Genomic DNA, 13,735 nt, shown 5'->3' on the forward strand with positions numbered 1-13,735 from the left:
ATATTGCAGGAGTACTCCTCGCCATGGCCACCACCGCTTCCGCCACCGCCCAAACACACGCGCCGAACAAGCCCGTCTCGATCGTGCTGGTGCATGGCGCCTTCGTCGACGCGTCGGGCTGGAAGTCGGTCTACGACATTCTGACTAAGGACGGGTATGAGGTGCTGGTCGTCCAGAACCCGACCGTCACGCTCGACGGTGACGTTGCGGCCACCCGCCAGGTGATCGCGAAGGCAAGCAAGCCGGTTGTGCTGGTCGGCCACAGTTATGGCGGCGCCGTCATCACCGAAGCTGGCGCCGATCCCAAGGTGAAGAGCCTCGCCTATATCGCCGCGCTCGCGCCCGATGTCGGGGAATCGGTGTACGAACTGGCGACCCGGCCGGTGCCGGGCGAAGCCGGTCCGCCGCTGCTGCCGCCGGACGACGGGTTCATCATCGTCGATCCCGTCAAGTTCCCGAGCGCCTTCGCGAAGGATGTCGACGTCTCGATCACCGGCTTCATGGCGGTGGCGCAGGTTCCTTGGGGCCTGGCTGCGGTGCAGACCAAGCTCGCCACGGCGGCATGGCGCGACAAACCGGTTCGCTGGATGCTGACGTCACAGGATCACATGGTCTCGCCGACCACCCAGCGCTTCATGGCGACCCGCGCCAAGGCCAAGCTGACCGAGATCAACAGCAGCCACGCGGTCATGCTGTCCCACCCGAAGGACGTAGCCGCGTTCATCGAGGCGGCGGCCGCCGGCGCCGACTAGCCCCCGCTCCAAGGACGGCGCACCACGGCGCCGTCCTTGGACATTGTCGAGATCCAAGGCCGCTCGATCTGCCGCACTGATAGAGTTGCGGCACGGTTGACTGCGATCGCGGTGCCGGCGCTGGCTGTGCGCGTTCCGATCCCTGGCGCGCCCGGCGGTCGATCCAAATATATGTTGAGGGAGATGTCCCATGGCCGATGGATCAGACACGCCGAAGGCGGTTAACCGCCGCCAAGCGATCACCTTGGGGGGCGCCGCACTCCTCGCCTCGGCGCTGTCCGCCGCGAGCGGCTCAGTCGGTGCCGCTAGTTTGGACCCGGCAAACACGAATAGCCTGACCCAGGTGCGCAACGCCACATTGCGCATCAAGTATGGCGGCGTCCGCTTCCTTGTCGACCCGGTGCTGGCGGACAAAGACGCCTATCCCGGCTTCGAAGGGACGGCGAACAGCCAGCGGCGCAACCCGCTGGTGCCGCTACCCATGCCGATTGCTTCGATCATCGACGTGGACGCCGTCATCGTGACGCACCTGCATCCCGATCATTGGGACGAGGCGGCGAAGGCCAAGCTGAACAAGGCGCTGCCGATCTTCGCGCAGAATGCCGGCGATGCCTCCCAACTCCGCTCGGCAGGCTTCGCAGACGTCCGCGTTCTGACCGAGAGCACCGAATTTCGTGGTGTGCACTTGAGCCGCACCGGCGGGCAGCATGGCACTGACGCGGCCCTCAAGGCATTACCGCAGATCCTCGGCCCGGTCAGCGGCTTCGTCATGCGCCATCCAGCGCACAAGACGCTGTACGTCGCGGGGGATACGATCTGGAACAGCCAGGTCGAGCGCGCCATCGCCACCCACGCCCCGGACGTCATCGTCCTGAACGCCGGCATGGCGACCGTGATTGGCCTCGATCCCATTATCATGGGGCCGACCGACGTCCTGGCGGTGCATCGGGCCGCGCCGAACGCGATGCTGATCGCCAGCCACATGGAAGCCGTGAACCACTGCATCCTCAGTCGGGCCGATCTGCGCACCTTCTCGAAGCGCGACGGATACGAACAACACCTACGTATCCCCGCCGATGGTGAAACGCTGGCGATCTGAAAAACGGTTCTGCACGTCGCGAGGCAAACGCAAACGGCCAGGAGGCTGCTTTCCGGCGCATTGCTGCTGCTTGGCAAAACCGCGCGGGGACAGCGGGCCGGTCGCGGTAAAGCGAGACGCTTGATCTCAACACCAGGGGCGTCTTCCCGCAAAATGCGCATCTGGCTTGGAAGCCAAGCCGCATGACCCGCGAGACATCCGATAGCGAACACGGGCAGCTCTGGCCGGCCAGCTCTCCGGGCACCTTCGCGGTCAACCCTGATCAAATCTGGAGAAGGTTGCTCAGCCACCGAAGGAACCGACCCATCCTTTAACGCTACGTTACCGCAATTGACGCCCCCTGCCGAGGGATGGGTCTAGATAACGGTGACTGGATGTACAGCAGCACAATGGAGCAATTCGATGCCGACGATCGCTACTCACGACGGCGCGAACATCTTCTACAAGGACTGGGGATCGGGTCAGCCGATCGTCTTCAGCCACGGTTGGCCGCTTTCGGCGGACGACTGGGACGCCCAGATGATGTTCTTCCTCAAACAGGGCTATCGGGTGATCGCGCATGATCGGCGCGGCCATGGCCGGTCCGACCAGCCCGGCGCCGGCAATGACATGGACACCTGGGTCGCCGATCTCGCGGCGCTGACCGAGCATCTCGACTTGCGCGATGCGATCCATATCGGGCACTCGACTGGCGGAGGTGAGGTGGCTCGCTATGTCGCGCACCACCAGGATCGCGTTGCCAAGGCGGTGCTCGTCGCCTCTCTGACACCGAACATGTACCGGGGCGAGGACAACCCGTCGGGCCAGCCGCCCGAGTGGTTCGAGACCATTCGCGGGGGCGTGCTAGGCAACCGGGCGGAGTTCTACCGTTTCGTCCCCGAGAATCCGTTCTACGGCTACAGCCTCGACGGAGCCGAACCTTCGGAGGCGATCATCGCGAACTGGTGGCGCCAGGGCATGGCCGGCGGCGCCCTTGCGCACCTCGCATCGGTCGACTCCTGGCTCGAAGACTATACTGCGGACCTCGAGAAGATCACCGTGCCGGTGCTGGTGATGCATGGGGAGGCGGACCAAGTCGTCCCGTTCGCCAGTTCTGTGCCGCGCGCGGTCGATCGGCTCCAAAAGGGGTCGCTGAAGGCATATCCCGGCTATCCCCATGGCATGCTGACCACCCATGCGGATGTCCTCAACCCCGACCTGCTGGCGTTCATCAGGTCGTAACGACATAAGAGGGTTCGACTTTGGCGTCGTGGCGAATGAACGACGAAGAAGCCCGAACCCTCTCCGGATATTTCACGGCAAGGCAAAGTCGAGAGATGCGTGGTGGCCTCGACTGGCCCAGCTCCCGCCATAGAATGACGCGAACCCTCTCTCCAGCGTCAAGGGCGAGATGGCGTAATGCGCTGTGGTGGGTGCTTTGGCCACGAAGCACCTACCCACGTTAGTCCCGGTGTAACCAGCGGTACAGGCTGGGCAACAAAACCAGCGTGAGAAGCGTCGAGGTGGCGATACCGCCGATCACCACGGTCGCGAGCGGGCGCTGTACCTCCGCCCCCGCGCCGGTCGCGATCGCCATCGGCACGAACCCGATCGAGGCGACCAAGGCGGTGGAGAGCACCGGCCGCAGGCGGTCGCGGGCGCCCTGGCGGACGGCGGCGTTGGCCGATAGCGGCTCGCCCTCTCGCCCCTCGCGCAGTCCGTTGATATGGTCGATCAACACCAGCCCGTTGAGCATCGCGATGCCCGATAGCGCGATGAAGCCGATCGCGGCGGTGATCGAAAAGGGCATGCCGCGCAGCCATAGCGCCAGCACGCCGCCGGTGATCGCGAAGGGGATGCCGGTGTAGACGATCGCCGCCTCGCGGACGCTGCCGAGCGCCGCATAGACCAGAGCGAAGATCAGCAGCAGCGCGGCGGGTACGACGATCGACAGCCGCTGCTGTGCCGCCTCGAGCTGGTGATACTGGCCACCGAATTCGATGCGATAGCCGGGCGGAAGCTTGATCCGTCGATCCAGTTCGGCGCGCGCCGCGGCGACATAGCCGGCGAGATCGCTGGTCGAGAGGTTGACCATCAGCGCGGCGCGACGATTGCCATTGTCGTGCAGGATCGGTTCCACCATCCTCGCCTCGCGCAGCCGGGCGACGCGCGACAGCGGCACCATGCCATAGGCGCCGACGCGCAGGGGCAGCGCGAGGATGGCATTGGGGTTGGCGCGCAGCCCTTCGGCCATGCGGATCACGATCGCGTGGCGCGCGGCATTGTGCGGGATGAAGCCGACTTCGGCGCCCGCCACCGCGTCGCTGATCGCCCTGTTCACCTCCTGCGTGCCGATGCCGAGCCGCAGCAGCGCGGCATGGTCGAGCTCGACGACGATCGTCTTCGGGCGCCCGGTCGTCTCGAACTCGACGCTGGCGGTGCCGGGCTGTTTCTCCAGGATCGCCTTCGCCTGGGCGGCCGCGCGTTCCAGCACGTCGTAATCGTCGCCGTAGATCTTCACCGCGACGTCGGCGCGCACGCCTTCCAGCATCTCGTTGAAGCGCATTTCGATCGGCTGGGCGAAGGCGAGGGTCTGCTCGGCATAAACCTGTTGCGCCACCTTCTCGATACCGGCGATCAGGTCCTGCTTGGTGCGCGGCTTGCCCGGCGCGTGCGGCCACGTCTTTTCGGGCGCGTAGAAGAGGTAGAGGTCGTTCTGCTCGGGCGGCATCGGATCGGTGGCGACTTCGCTGGTGCCGATGCGCGAGAAGCTGTGCGTCACCTGCGGAAACGCCTTCAGGATCGCCCGCTCGGTGGCCTGCTCGATCGCGAGGCTGCGCTCGAGCGACATGCCGACCGGGCGATAGACCATCGCCGTGATCGCGCCCTCGTCGAGTTGCGGGGTGAATTGCGACCCGAGCGTGCGGAAGGTGAGGACGGTGCCACCCAGCAACGCCACCGCACCGATCACCAGCAGCAGCGGATGCGCGAGCGCGGCCGAGAGCACCGGCGTATAGACGCGATCGGCGAGGCCCATCACGCCCTTCTCACCACCCGTCTCGGCGTGGTCCGCCGGCGCACGAAGCAGCCAGGCGCCGAGCATCGGCACGATCGTGAAGGTCCAGGCGAGCCCGGCGACGATCGCCAGCATCACCGCCTGCGCCATCGGCTGGAACAGCTTCCCCTCCACGCCGCCGAGGCTCAGCACCGGCACATAGACGAGCGCGATGATCGCGATGCCGAAGAACGTCGGCCGCGCGACGCTGCGTGCCGCTTCGCCGACGATCGCACGGCGCTCCTCCAGCGTCAGGTCCGCGCCCTTCTCCCGCCGCCGCACGGCGAGCAGCCGCAGCGCATTCTCGACCACGACGAGCGCGCCGTCAACGATCAGCCCGAAGTCGAGCGCCCCCAGACTCATCAGATTGCCCGACACGCCGATCGCATGCATGCCGGTGACGGTGACGAGAAAGGCGAGCGGGATCACCAGCGCGACGATCAGCGCCGCGCGCCAATTGCCCATCACCACCAGCAGCACCAGCGCGACCAGCAGCGCGCCCTCGCCGAGGTTGCGCTCGACGGTGTGGATCGTACGATCGACCAGATCGGCGCGGCTATATTGCCGGTCGATCACCATGCCCTTGGGCAGCGCCGCCTGGATATCGGGCAGCGCGCCTTCGATGCGCAGCGCGACCTGCCGGCTGTTCTGGCCGACCAGCATCATCGCGGTGCCGAGCACCGTCTCGCGCCCGTTCTGCGTCGCCGCGCCCTGGCGCGGACCATGACTGGTGACGACAGTGGCGAGATCGCGCACCTGCAAGGGCAGCACGCCGCCGGCGAACTTGACGGGAATCGCGCCGATCTCCTGCGCGGTCATCACCCGCGCGTCGGTACGCACCGCGAAGCGTTCGCTGCCGCGCGCGATGATGCCGCCGCCGGCATTCTCGACATTGCCCGCCACCGCCTGCGCCAGTTCGGCCGCGGTCACCCCGTGGGCGGTGAGCTTCGCCGGGTCCGGCTGGACGACATATTGCTCCTCCAGCCCGCCGTTCGAGTTCACATCGGCCACGCCGGGTACGGCACGCAGCATCGGCCGCACGGTATATTCCTGCGCCTCGTACAACTCCATCAACTGCCGCTCCGCCGACATGCCGGGTCGCGGCCGCCGCCATTCGAGCGTGTAGTAATAGATTTCGCCCAAGCCCGTGGTGATCGGCGCCAGTTGGGGCGTACTGCCGGCCGGTAGCTGGTCGCGTACCGCGTTCAAGCGCTCGGTGACAAGTTGGCGCGCCTTCAGTTGATCGGTGCCGCCCTTGTAGAGCAAGGTCACCTGGCTCAGCCCGGTCTTGGTCACCGAACGTGTCTGGTCGAGCCCTGGCTGGCCGCCCATCGCGCGTTCGATCGGCAGCGTCACCAGCCGCTCGATCTCCTCGGGGGCGAGCGCGGGCACCTGGGTGTTGATCTGCACCTGCACGCCGGTGATGTCCGGGATCGCGTCGATCTGCAGGCTGAAATAGGACCACAGCCCGATCGCCGCGACGACCGCGCTGACGGCGGCGACCGCCAGCCGGTGGAGGGTGACCCAGTGGAGCCAGCGCGTCATGCCGTGGCCTCAGCGCGCCAGCGCATTGCCGCCATTGAGCGCGCGCAACTGGAGCAGCGCCTCGATCGCGTCGCGCCGCGTGTCGAGGATCGCCCCGGTCGCGTCGAGATAGGCCTGCTGCATCTGCGTGTAGGTAGTGAGCGGAATCGCGCCGAGCCGGTAGTTACGGTCAGCCTCGATTGCGGCGGCGGCAAAGCGCTGCGCCGATGCGCCGTCCCATTTCGCCAGCGCCTCGCGCTTGGCTTGATATTGCGCGGCTTGATCGAACACGTCGCGCGCGATCCGGCGTTCGGCGGCGACCAGCGTGGCATTCGCCTGGGCCTGCCGCCCCTGCTCGGCCGCGACGTCGCCCGCCTGCCGGTTCCACAGGGGAATCGAGGTGGAGAGGCGCACGCCGACGTTGGTCTCGCGAATGTCGGAGCGCGCGCGATCATAATAGGGCCCGACGCTCACCACCGGGATGCGGGCCTTTTTCGCGAGGTCCACCCGCAGCCCCTGCTGCTCGAACTGCGCCCGCAGCGCCTGCAGCTCGAAATTGTTGGCGTTCGCCTGCGCGGCGAGCGTCGCGTCCGCTGGCAGATCGGGCAGGCCCATGTCGGGCCGGACGATGCGAATGCGCGCGGCGAACGGCGCACCGCGCAGTTGATTGAGTTCGTAGAGGATCGAATTGGCCTCGGCATCCGCCGCCGCCGCGCTACGCTCCGCGCTGATCGCGTTCGCCTGCAGCGCCGTCGCCTCGAGCTGGGGCGAAGGGCCGGCGGGGTCGCGCGCGACGATCACGCGCGCCAGCGTCCGCATCCGATTGGCGACCGCGCGTGCCGCCGCCGCCTTCTCGTCCGCCGCGAACAGCCGGTAGCCGAGCGAGCGCGCCCGCGCCGCCAAAGTCGCGTCGAACTGCTGGAGGCCAATCCGCGCCAGCGACACCTGCCGGTCGGCGATCGCGCGGCGCAGCGCGATCCGCCCGCCGAACTCGATCGGCTGAGTGACCGACACGGCATAGGTCATGCCCTCGCCGTTGAGCGCGCCGGTATTGACGTCGTTCGCGCGGCGCTGGCCGAATTCGACGGTCGCTTCGGGATCGGCCCAGCGCCCGGCCGCCGCGCGCTCGACACCGGCCGTATCGATCTGCCGCTGGTAGAATTGCCGCTCGGGATTGTTCGCGATCACGTCCTGCGCCAGCGCGTCGAGCGACACGGCGGGGCCGCTCTGCGCCAGCGCGGGCGTCGCGAGGCATATCCATCCCGCCAGTGCGAGCAACCGCATCTTCCGCCTCCGATCGATCCTGCCGCCCCCTAACCCTGCCGCTTTACGGCCGTCGACTAAAACCGCGTTCAGAGTCTGAAACGCAATTCAGTTGACCGCGCGCGCGTGCCCGCCACACATGCGCAGGCGTGACGCAGATCCTGCTCCTCGAAGACGATCCCGGCACGGCGGATGAAATCCGGCTGGAACTCGTCGCCGCCGGGCACGGGGTCGCACATCGCTCCACGCTCGCCGCAGCGGCCGAGGCGGTGCGCGCGGGCGGCATCGACGTGTTGATCGTCGACCGCCAATTGCCCGATGGCGAGGGGCTGGACCTGATCGCGGCGCTGCGATCGGAGGGATTTCGCACCCCCGCGCTGGTGCTGAGCGCGCTGGGCAGCCTCGACGATCGCGTGCGCGGTCTGCGCGCCGGCGGCGATGATTACCTCCCCAAGCCCTTCGCGCTGGTCGAGCTGATCGCCCGCGTCGAGGCGCTGCTCCGCCGCCCCGACGAGCGGCGCGACACGCGATTGATCGTCGGCCCGCTCGATCTCGACCTGCTCGAAGGCAAGGCGCGCCGCGCGGGCCGGCCGCTGGACCTGCTGCCGCGCGAGTTGAAGCTGCTCGACTATCTGGTGCGCCGCCCCGGCCGCATCGTCACCCGCTCGATGCTGCTCCAGGACGTATGGGGCTACAATTTCGAGCCGAACAGCAATGTGGTCGATGTCCACATCGGCCGCCTGCGCCGCAAGGTGGACGGCGAAGGCGAACCGCAACTGATCCGCAACGTGCGCGGGCAAGGCTATATCTTCGATGTTCCGGCCTGATCCCCGCACCCGCGCGACCTGGCGCTGGGGCGGCGCGCTGGCAGCGATCCTGATCCTGCAGTCGCTGGTGCTGGCCGGCATCTTCTGGGTGACCGCCAACGGCAATCACCGGCGCGCGATCGAACACACGCTGCTCGACGATTGCGGCTTCTTCGCGCTCACCCCGCCCGCCGAACGCGCCGAAGAACTGCGCGAACGGCTGGCGCGCGACATTCACCGCGAGCGCTTCCTTGCCCTGTTCGATGCGAACGGGCGGCGGATCGCGGGTAACGTCGCGACGATCCCGGACCTTCCACCCGGCACCAGTGCGTCGTTCGTCGCTCCCGTCGCGCCGACCGAACTGCCCGGCAAGACGAGCGACGTCGCCCGCCTGACGCTCTGCCCCTTGTCGGACGGCACGCGCCTGCTGACCGGCATGGACCTCGACGATACCGAGGAAGCGCTGCGGCTGACCTGGCAATCGTTGCTGCTCGGCCTGCTGCCCGGCCTCTGCTTGGCACTCGGCGTCGGCCTCGTCGCCGGCCGGCGCGCCGCGCGGCAGGTCGATGCGGTGCGTTTGCTCACCGAACGGATCGTCTCGGGGGATCTTGCCCAGCGCCTGCCTGTGCCGGCGCGGCCGGACAGTTTCGGGCTGCTGTGCGCGCACATCAACAGCATGCTCGACCAATTACAGATGCTGGTTGCCGAGGTGCGCGGCATCGGCGACGATATCGCGCACCAGCTCCGCACCCCCCTCACCCGCCTCCGCGCAGGATTGGAGCGGGGCTTGCGCGAAGCCGAGGACCGGGCCGGCTTCGAAGCGGTGATCGACCGCGGGCTCGCCGAGATCGACAGCCTGCTCGGCATCGTCGCCGCGCTGCTGCGCTTGCGCGAGTTGGAGGATGACGAACGCAGAAGCCGCTTCGCGTCGATAGACCTCGTCCGGCTGGTGGAAGACGCGTGCGACCTTCACCGCCCGGCGGCGGAGGATCGCGGCATCACGCTGCTGTGCGAATGCGCGCGCGTTCCCACGATCGAGGGCGATGCCAGCCTCCTGTTCGAAGCGGTCGCCAACCTGATCGACAATGCGATGAAGTTCGGGCCACCGAACGGGACGGTGACGGTGCGGCTGGCCAGCGACGCCGCCGTCCCGACCATCACCATTGCCGATGAAGGGGATGGCGTGCCGGCCGCCGAACGCTCGCTCGTCACCCAGCGTTTTTATCGCGGCCGCCGCGACGGCGTCGGCGCGGGGCTTGGGCTCGCGCTCGTCAAAGCCATTGTCGATCTGCATGGATTCGCGCTGTACTTCGCGGCCTGCGGGAGCGCCGTGACGATCCGCTGCGCGCGCGAGATGCCGGCGCCGCTGCGGTGACGCCGCCCGCGTCCTCCCGGCGATCCTCTCATGGTTGGCGAAACCGCCGTCAGACGAATCCGCTATTCATCCAGACCGAAACGATGACTTCGAACAGGATGATCGAAGCAAGCACACTTCCGCCGACTTGAATACGACGCTTCGCTTCCGCATCGAGCACGGAGCGGGATTTGTAGATGTGCGCTCGCATTTCCATAGTCCCGAATCTGCATTTATCTTTAAGACTTTGTAACAATATCGTCACCGCCGACGCATTGGGATTGATACTTAGGTTTGGGTGAGGCACCCCTCCAGCGCGCGTTTCAGTTCCGGCAGATCCCGCCCCGCCGCCAGCACGATCCAGTCATCCGGGGCCGCAAGCGCGCTCTGTTTTCGCGCGACCTCCGCGTTCGCGTCCGACGCATCTGGCCCACGCGCCGCGATACGCCGCACACGTTCCGCCTCGCCCAACTCCAGCCAGAAGCCGTGAAAGGGAACGCCGCACAGCCGCGCCACCGCCGCGATCGCCGCCCGGTCGAGTCGGTCCGAGAAGACGGCATCGGCGATCACCGCGCGACCCGCGCGCAGCGCCTCGGCCGCGAGTCGCCGCGTTTCCTCATAGACCCGCCGGTTGGCCGGCGCGGTGTAGTGCGACGGGTCGAGCCGCTGCTCCGGCCCGACGCCGCAGAGCCGCTTGCGCAAGACGTCGCTCCGCAACACGCGCGCGCCGGGCGGGCCGCCGATCTCGCCCGCGACGAAGCGCGCGAGCGTCGACTTGCCCGACCCGGACAGGCCGCCGATCGCGACGAGTCGCGGACGGGCATCGGCAAGGATTTCACCCGCGAGCGAAAGGTAACGCCGCGCCTGCGCGAAGTCCTCGGCCCGGCCGGTTCGCGCCGCCTGCGCGGCGAGCACATGCGCACGGATGCCGGCGCGGATGCTCATATACAGCGGCAGCAGCGCGATTCCCGCTTCGTCGGCAGGCGACAGATCGAAATAGCGATTGGCGACGATGCCGGCCTCGCGGCGCAGCCCGCGCGCCCAGAAATCCATCAGCAGGAACGCAAGGTCGTACAGTACGTCGGTGGTGGCGAGTTCGGCATCGAATTCCAGGCAATCGAACGGTGTCGGCACGTCATCGAGCACGACGATGTTGGCGAGATGGAGATCGCCGTGGCAATGCCGGACCCGTCCGGCACGCGCCCGCGCGTCGAGCAGCGGCCGGTGCCGCGCGACCCCCGCCATCAGCCGTTCGGTGAGCGCCTTCACGATGGCCGGGTCGAGCGTATCCGCGAAGGCCGCCATGCTGTGGGCATTGCCCTCCACCACCTTGCGGATGCGGTCCGCGCCATCACCGCCTTCGGCGATCTGCGCGCGCGCGTGAAAGCCCGCCACCGCGTCCGCGAGGCGCATCAGCAACGCATCGTCGAGCGTGATCCGGTCCACCATGTTCGCCAGCAACGCCGCGTCGGGGAAGCGGCGCATCTCGAGCAGCCAGTCGATCGGCGCGCCACGCCCGTCCAGCGCCAGCGTGCCGTCCTGCTCGAGCGTAACGGGGTGCAGGTTCAGGTACAGGTCCGGCGCGGTGCGGCGGTTGAGGTGAAGTTCCGCGTCGAGCGCGGCGCGGCGGCGCTCCGGCGTCGTGAAATCGAGATAGCCGAACGCCACCGGGCGCTTGATCTTCCACGCGCGGTCGCCCGACAGATAGATCGTGGCGGCATGGGTTTCGATGATCTCCACCGGCGCATCGGTCCCGAACGGGCCGCCGCGTGCCAGCCAGGCCGCGACGTCGGCATCGCGCCGGGGAAGGCGCGCGACCGACGCCGCCGCCACGCCTATGCCTCGATCGCGATCTTTCGCGACCGCTGCGGGGCGTTGCGGTCCTTGGCGATCTCCAGGCTCAGCACGCCGTGGTTGAACTTGGCCTTGATCTCGTTGGGATCGGCGTCGGCGGGCAGCGCTATCTCCCGGCGGAACGCGCCGTAGCGGCGTTCGCTGATCAGCCGCCCCTCGTCCTTGCGCTCCTCCGACGCGGTCTTTTCGCCGGCGATGACGAGGACACCCTCGGTCACTTCCACCGAAACGTCCTTGTCGGTGAGGCCGGGAAGTTCCGCCGTCAGCCGATAGGCGTCACCGGTGTCGTTCAGTTCCAGCGGCGGCATCGGCGCGACCACGCGCTTCGCGATATCGAAAAAGCCTCGCCCCGGCTGATCGACATCGGCGAACATGCGGTCGATCTCACCGCGCAGCCAGCCGAACGGGCTGATGTCCGCGATCGACGTCCGCGTGGCGGGTGTCTTGCTCATCTCGTTCATGGGAAGCGTCTCCATTTCGGGTTGCGGCACGCGGGATCAGGCGAAGAGCGCGGGTTCGGGATCGTCCTCGATCGGCTCGGGCACGGCCAGTTGTTCGTGGCAATCATGCGAGATCGTATGATGGCACCGGGGCGGCCAGGCCGCATTGACGGCCGCGTTCCACCATCCCGTGGTGACGATCATCGGCACTTCCCAGACGCGCTCGCAAGCAGTCCAGAGCAGCTCGGGAACCGGCGCGTCGAATTGCGTGGTGGCCGATTCGGTCATCGCTCGTCTCCTTAGTCCCGCCGGCAGAGGGATAGGATCGCGCCCGCAGGCGATGAATCGGGGATGCTACTTAGGTGTCCGGCACGGGCACCGCCGCGCGCGCCAGCTTCGCCGCGCATCGCCCCCCGCCCGCGCCGCCGTGCCGTCCGTGAATCTACGGATGGGCTGCGCGTGGTGCGATCGGCATGAGCCGATGCGCAAGATCGCCCGCCGGTCGGCGCGGCGCGCGAACCTGGAGAGACGGCGATGAAAGCATTGGTCTATCACGGCCCCGGCAGCAAAAGCCTGGACGAACGTCCCATGCCGGTGCTCCGCGACGGCGGCGACGCGATCGTGCGGGTGACGCGCACGACCATCTGCGGCACCGATCTGCACATCCTGAAAGGCGACGTGCCGACCTGCGCGCCCGGCCGCATCCTTGGCCATGAGGGTGTCGGCATCGTCGAGGCGGTCGGCGCCGGCGTCACGACGTTCAAGCCCGGCGATCACGTCCTCATCTCGTGCATCACGTCATGCGGGCGGTGCGCCTTCTGCCGCAAGGGCATGTATTCGCACTGCACGTCGGGCGGCTGGATTCTCGGCAACACGATCGACGGGACGCAGGCGGAGTATGTGCGCGTGCCGCATGCCGACACGAGCCTCTATCCCATACCGGCCGGCGCCGACGAGGAGGCGCTGGTGATGTTGAGCGACATCCTGCCGACCGGCTTCGAATGCGGCGTCCTCAACGGGCGGGTCCAGCCGGGGAGCAGCGTCGCGATCGTCGGCGCGGGGCCGATCGGGCTCGCCGCGCTGCTGACCGCGCGCTTCTACACGCCGGCCAAGATCGTGGTGATCGACCTCGACGCGCACCGCCTCGCGACCGCGAAGCGCTTCGGCGCGACGCATGTCGTCGACAGCGGCCATGAGGACGCGGCGGCGGCGGTGCGCGCGGTCACCGGCGGTCTCGGCGCGGATACCGTCATCGAGGCGGTCGGCGTACCGGCGACGTTCGAGCTCTGCCAGGAACTCGTCGCGCCCGGCGGCGTCATCGCCAACATCGGCGTGCATGGCTGCAAGGCCGATCTGCACCTCGAAACCCTGTGGTCGCGCAATATCGCCATCACCACGCGGCTCGTCGATACCGCCACGACGCCGATGCTGATGGAAACGGTATCCGCCGGAACGCTGGCGCCCGAACGCCTCATCACCCACCACTTCCAGCTCGCCGATATCCTCGACGCCTATGACACGTTCGGCCGCGCGGCCGAGACCCAGGCGCTGAAGGTGCTGATCGCGACCTGACGGCGCGGCGCCCGCTTCCACATGAGAGAGGAGACGA

At 67.8% G+C, this 13,735-nt stretch carries 12 protein-coding genes; 6 read left to right on the top strand and 6 right to left on the bottom strand.

What is annotated here, in order from left to right:
• Nucleotides 1-23: 23 nt before the first annotated feature.
• The 3 genes from BLS81_RS04525 to BLS81_RS04535 all read left to right on the top strand — a co-directional run bounded on the left by BLS81_RS04525 (nucleotide 24) and on the right by BLS81_RS04535 (nucleotide 3,072).
• Nucleotides 24-752, top strand: coding sequence for an alpha/beta hydrolase (locus BLS81_RS04525; protein ID WP_093221161.1), 729 nt, complete (start codon nucleotides 24-26; stop codon nucleotides 750-752).
• A gap of 190 nt (nucleotides 753-942) precedes the next feature.
• Nucleotides 943-1,851, top strand: coding sequence for an MBL fold metallo-hydrolase (locus tag BLS81_RS04530; RefSeq protein WP_093221163.1), 909 nt, complete (start codon nucleotides 943-945; stop codon nucleotides 1,849-1,851).
• A 402-nt stretch (nucleotides 1,852-2,253) separates the two neighbouring features.
• Nucleotides 2,254-3,072, top strand: a complete 819-nt coding sequence (locus BLS81_RS04535; RefSeq protein WP_093221165.1) for an alpha/beta fold hydrolase — start codon at nucleotides 2,254-2,256, stop codon at nucleotides 3,070-3,072.
• Between the two features lie 220 nt (nucleotides 3,073-3,292).
• On the opposite strand, the gene BLS81_RS04540 is transcribed toward BLS81_RS04535, so the two are convergent.
• Together BLS81_RS04540 and BLS81_RS04545 are read right to left on the bottom strand one after the other, a co-directional pair.
• A complete protein-coding gene (locus tag BLS81_RS04540; RefSeq protein WP_093221168.1) occupies nucleotides 3,293-6,430 on the bottom strand; it encodes an efflux RND transporter permease subunit in 3,138 nt (1,045 codons plus the stop codon).
• A 9-nt stretch (nucleotides 6,431-6,439) separates the two neighbouring features.
• Nucleotides 6,440-7,693: a TolC family protein gene (locus BLS81_RS04545; RefSeq protein ID WP_093221171.1), complete on the bottom strand. Its 1,254-nt coding sequence runs from the start codon at nucleotides 7,691-7,693 to the stop codon at nucleotides 6,440-6,442.
• Nucleotides 7,694-7,821: 128 nt separating this feature from the next.
• Between BLS81_RS04545 and BLS81_RS04550 the strand changes: the two genes are divergently transcribed.
• Nucleotides 7,822-8,499, top strand: a complete 678-nt coding sequence (locus BLS81_RS04550; protein ID WP_093221173.1) for a response regulator transcription factor — start codon at nucleotides 7,822-7,824, stop codon at nucleotides 8,497-8,499.
• Nucleotides 8,486-9,853: an ATP-binding protein gene (locus BLS81_RS04555; RefSeq protein ID WP_176787026.1), complete on the top strand. Its 1,368-nt coding sequence runs from the start codon at nucleotides 8,486-8,488 to the stop codon at nucleotides 9,851-9,853. The genes BLS81_RS04550 and BLS81_RS04555 overlap by 14 nt, the downstream gene beginning before the upstream one ends.
• A gap of 49 nt (nucleotides 9,854-9,902) precedes the next feature.
• Here the strand turns inward: BLS81_RS04555 and BLS81_RS20680 are convergent, their stop codons facing one another.
• The 4 genes from BLS81_RS20680 to BLS81_RS04570 all read right to left on the bottom strand — a co-directional run bounded on the left by BLS81_RS20680 (nucleotide 9,903) and on the right by BLS81_RS04570 (nucleotide 12,414).
• Nucleotides 9,903-10,043 carry a hypothetical protein gene (locus BLS81_RS20680; RefSeq protein WP_176787027.1) on the bottom strand — a complete coding sequence of 47 codons (141 nt, stop codon included), beginning with the start codon at nucleotides 10,041-10,043 and terminating at the stop codon, nucleotides 9,903-9,905.
• A 77-nt stretch (nucleotides 10,044-10,120) separates the two neighbouring features.
• Nucleotides 10,121-11,665: a bifunctional aminoglycoside phosphotransferase/ATP-binding protein gene (locus BLS81_RS04560; protein ID WP_093221178.1), complete on the bottom strand. Its 1,545-nt coding sequence runs from the start codon at nucleotides 11,663-11,665 to the stop codon at nucleotides 10,121-10,123.
• 2 nt (nucleotides 11,666-11,667) lie between these two features.
• Entirely contained in the window at nucleotides 11,668-12,147 is a 480-nt protein-coding gene (locus BLS81_RS04565) for an Hsp20/alpha crystallin family protein (RefSeq protein ID WP_093221846.1), read from the bottom strand.
• A gap of 36 nt (nucleotides 12,148-12,183) precedes the next feature.
• Nucleotides 12,184-12,414: a hypothetical protein gene (locus BLS81_RS04570; protein WP_093221182.1), complete on the bottom strand. Its 231-nt coding sequence runs from the start codon at nucleotides 12,412-12,414 to the stop codon at nucleotides 12,184-12,186.
• Nucleotides 12,415-12,660: 246 nt separating this feature from the next.
• On the opposite strand from BLS81_RS04570, the gene BLS81_RS04575 reads away from it, so the two are divergent.
• The gene (locus BLS81_RS04575) at nucleotides 12,661-13,698 is read left to right on the top strand and encodes a zinc-dependent alcohol dehydrogenase family protein (RefSeq protein ID WP_093221185.1); all 1,038 of its coding nucleotides are present in this window, start codon (nucleotides 12,661-12,663) and stop codon (nucleotides 13,696-13,698) included.
• The last annotated feature ends 37 nt before the right edge of the window (nucleotides 13,699-13,735 follow it).

Source organism: Sphingomonas sp. NFR15, assembly GCF_900103265.1.
Taxonomy (GTDB): Bacteria; Pseudomonadota; Alphaproteobacteria; order Sphingomonadales; family Sphingomonadaceae; genus Sphingomonas; species Sphingomonas pollutisoli.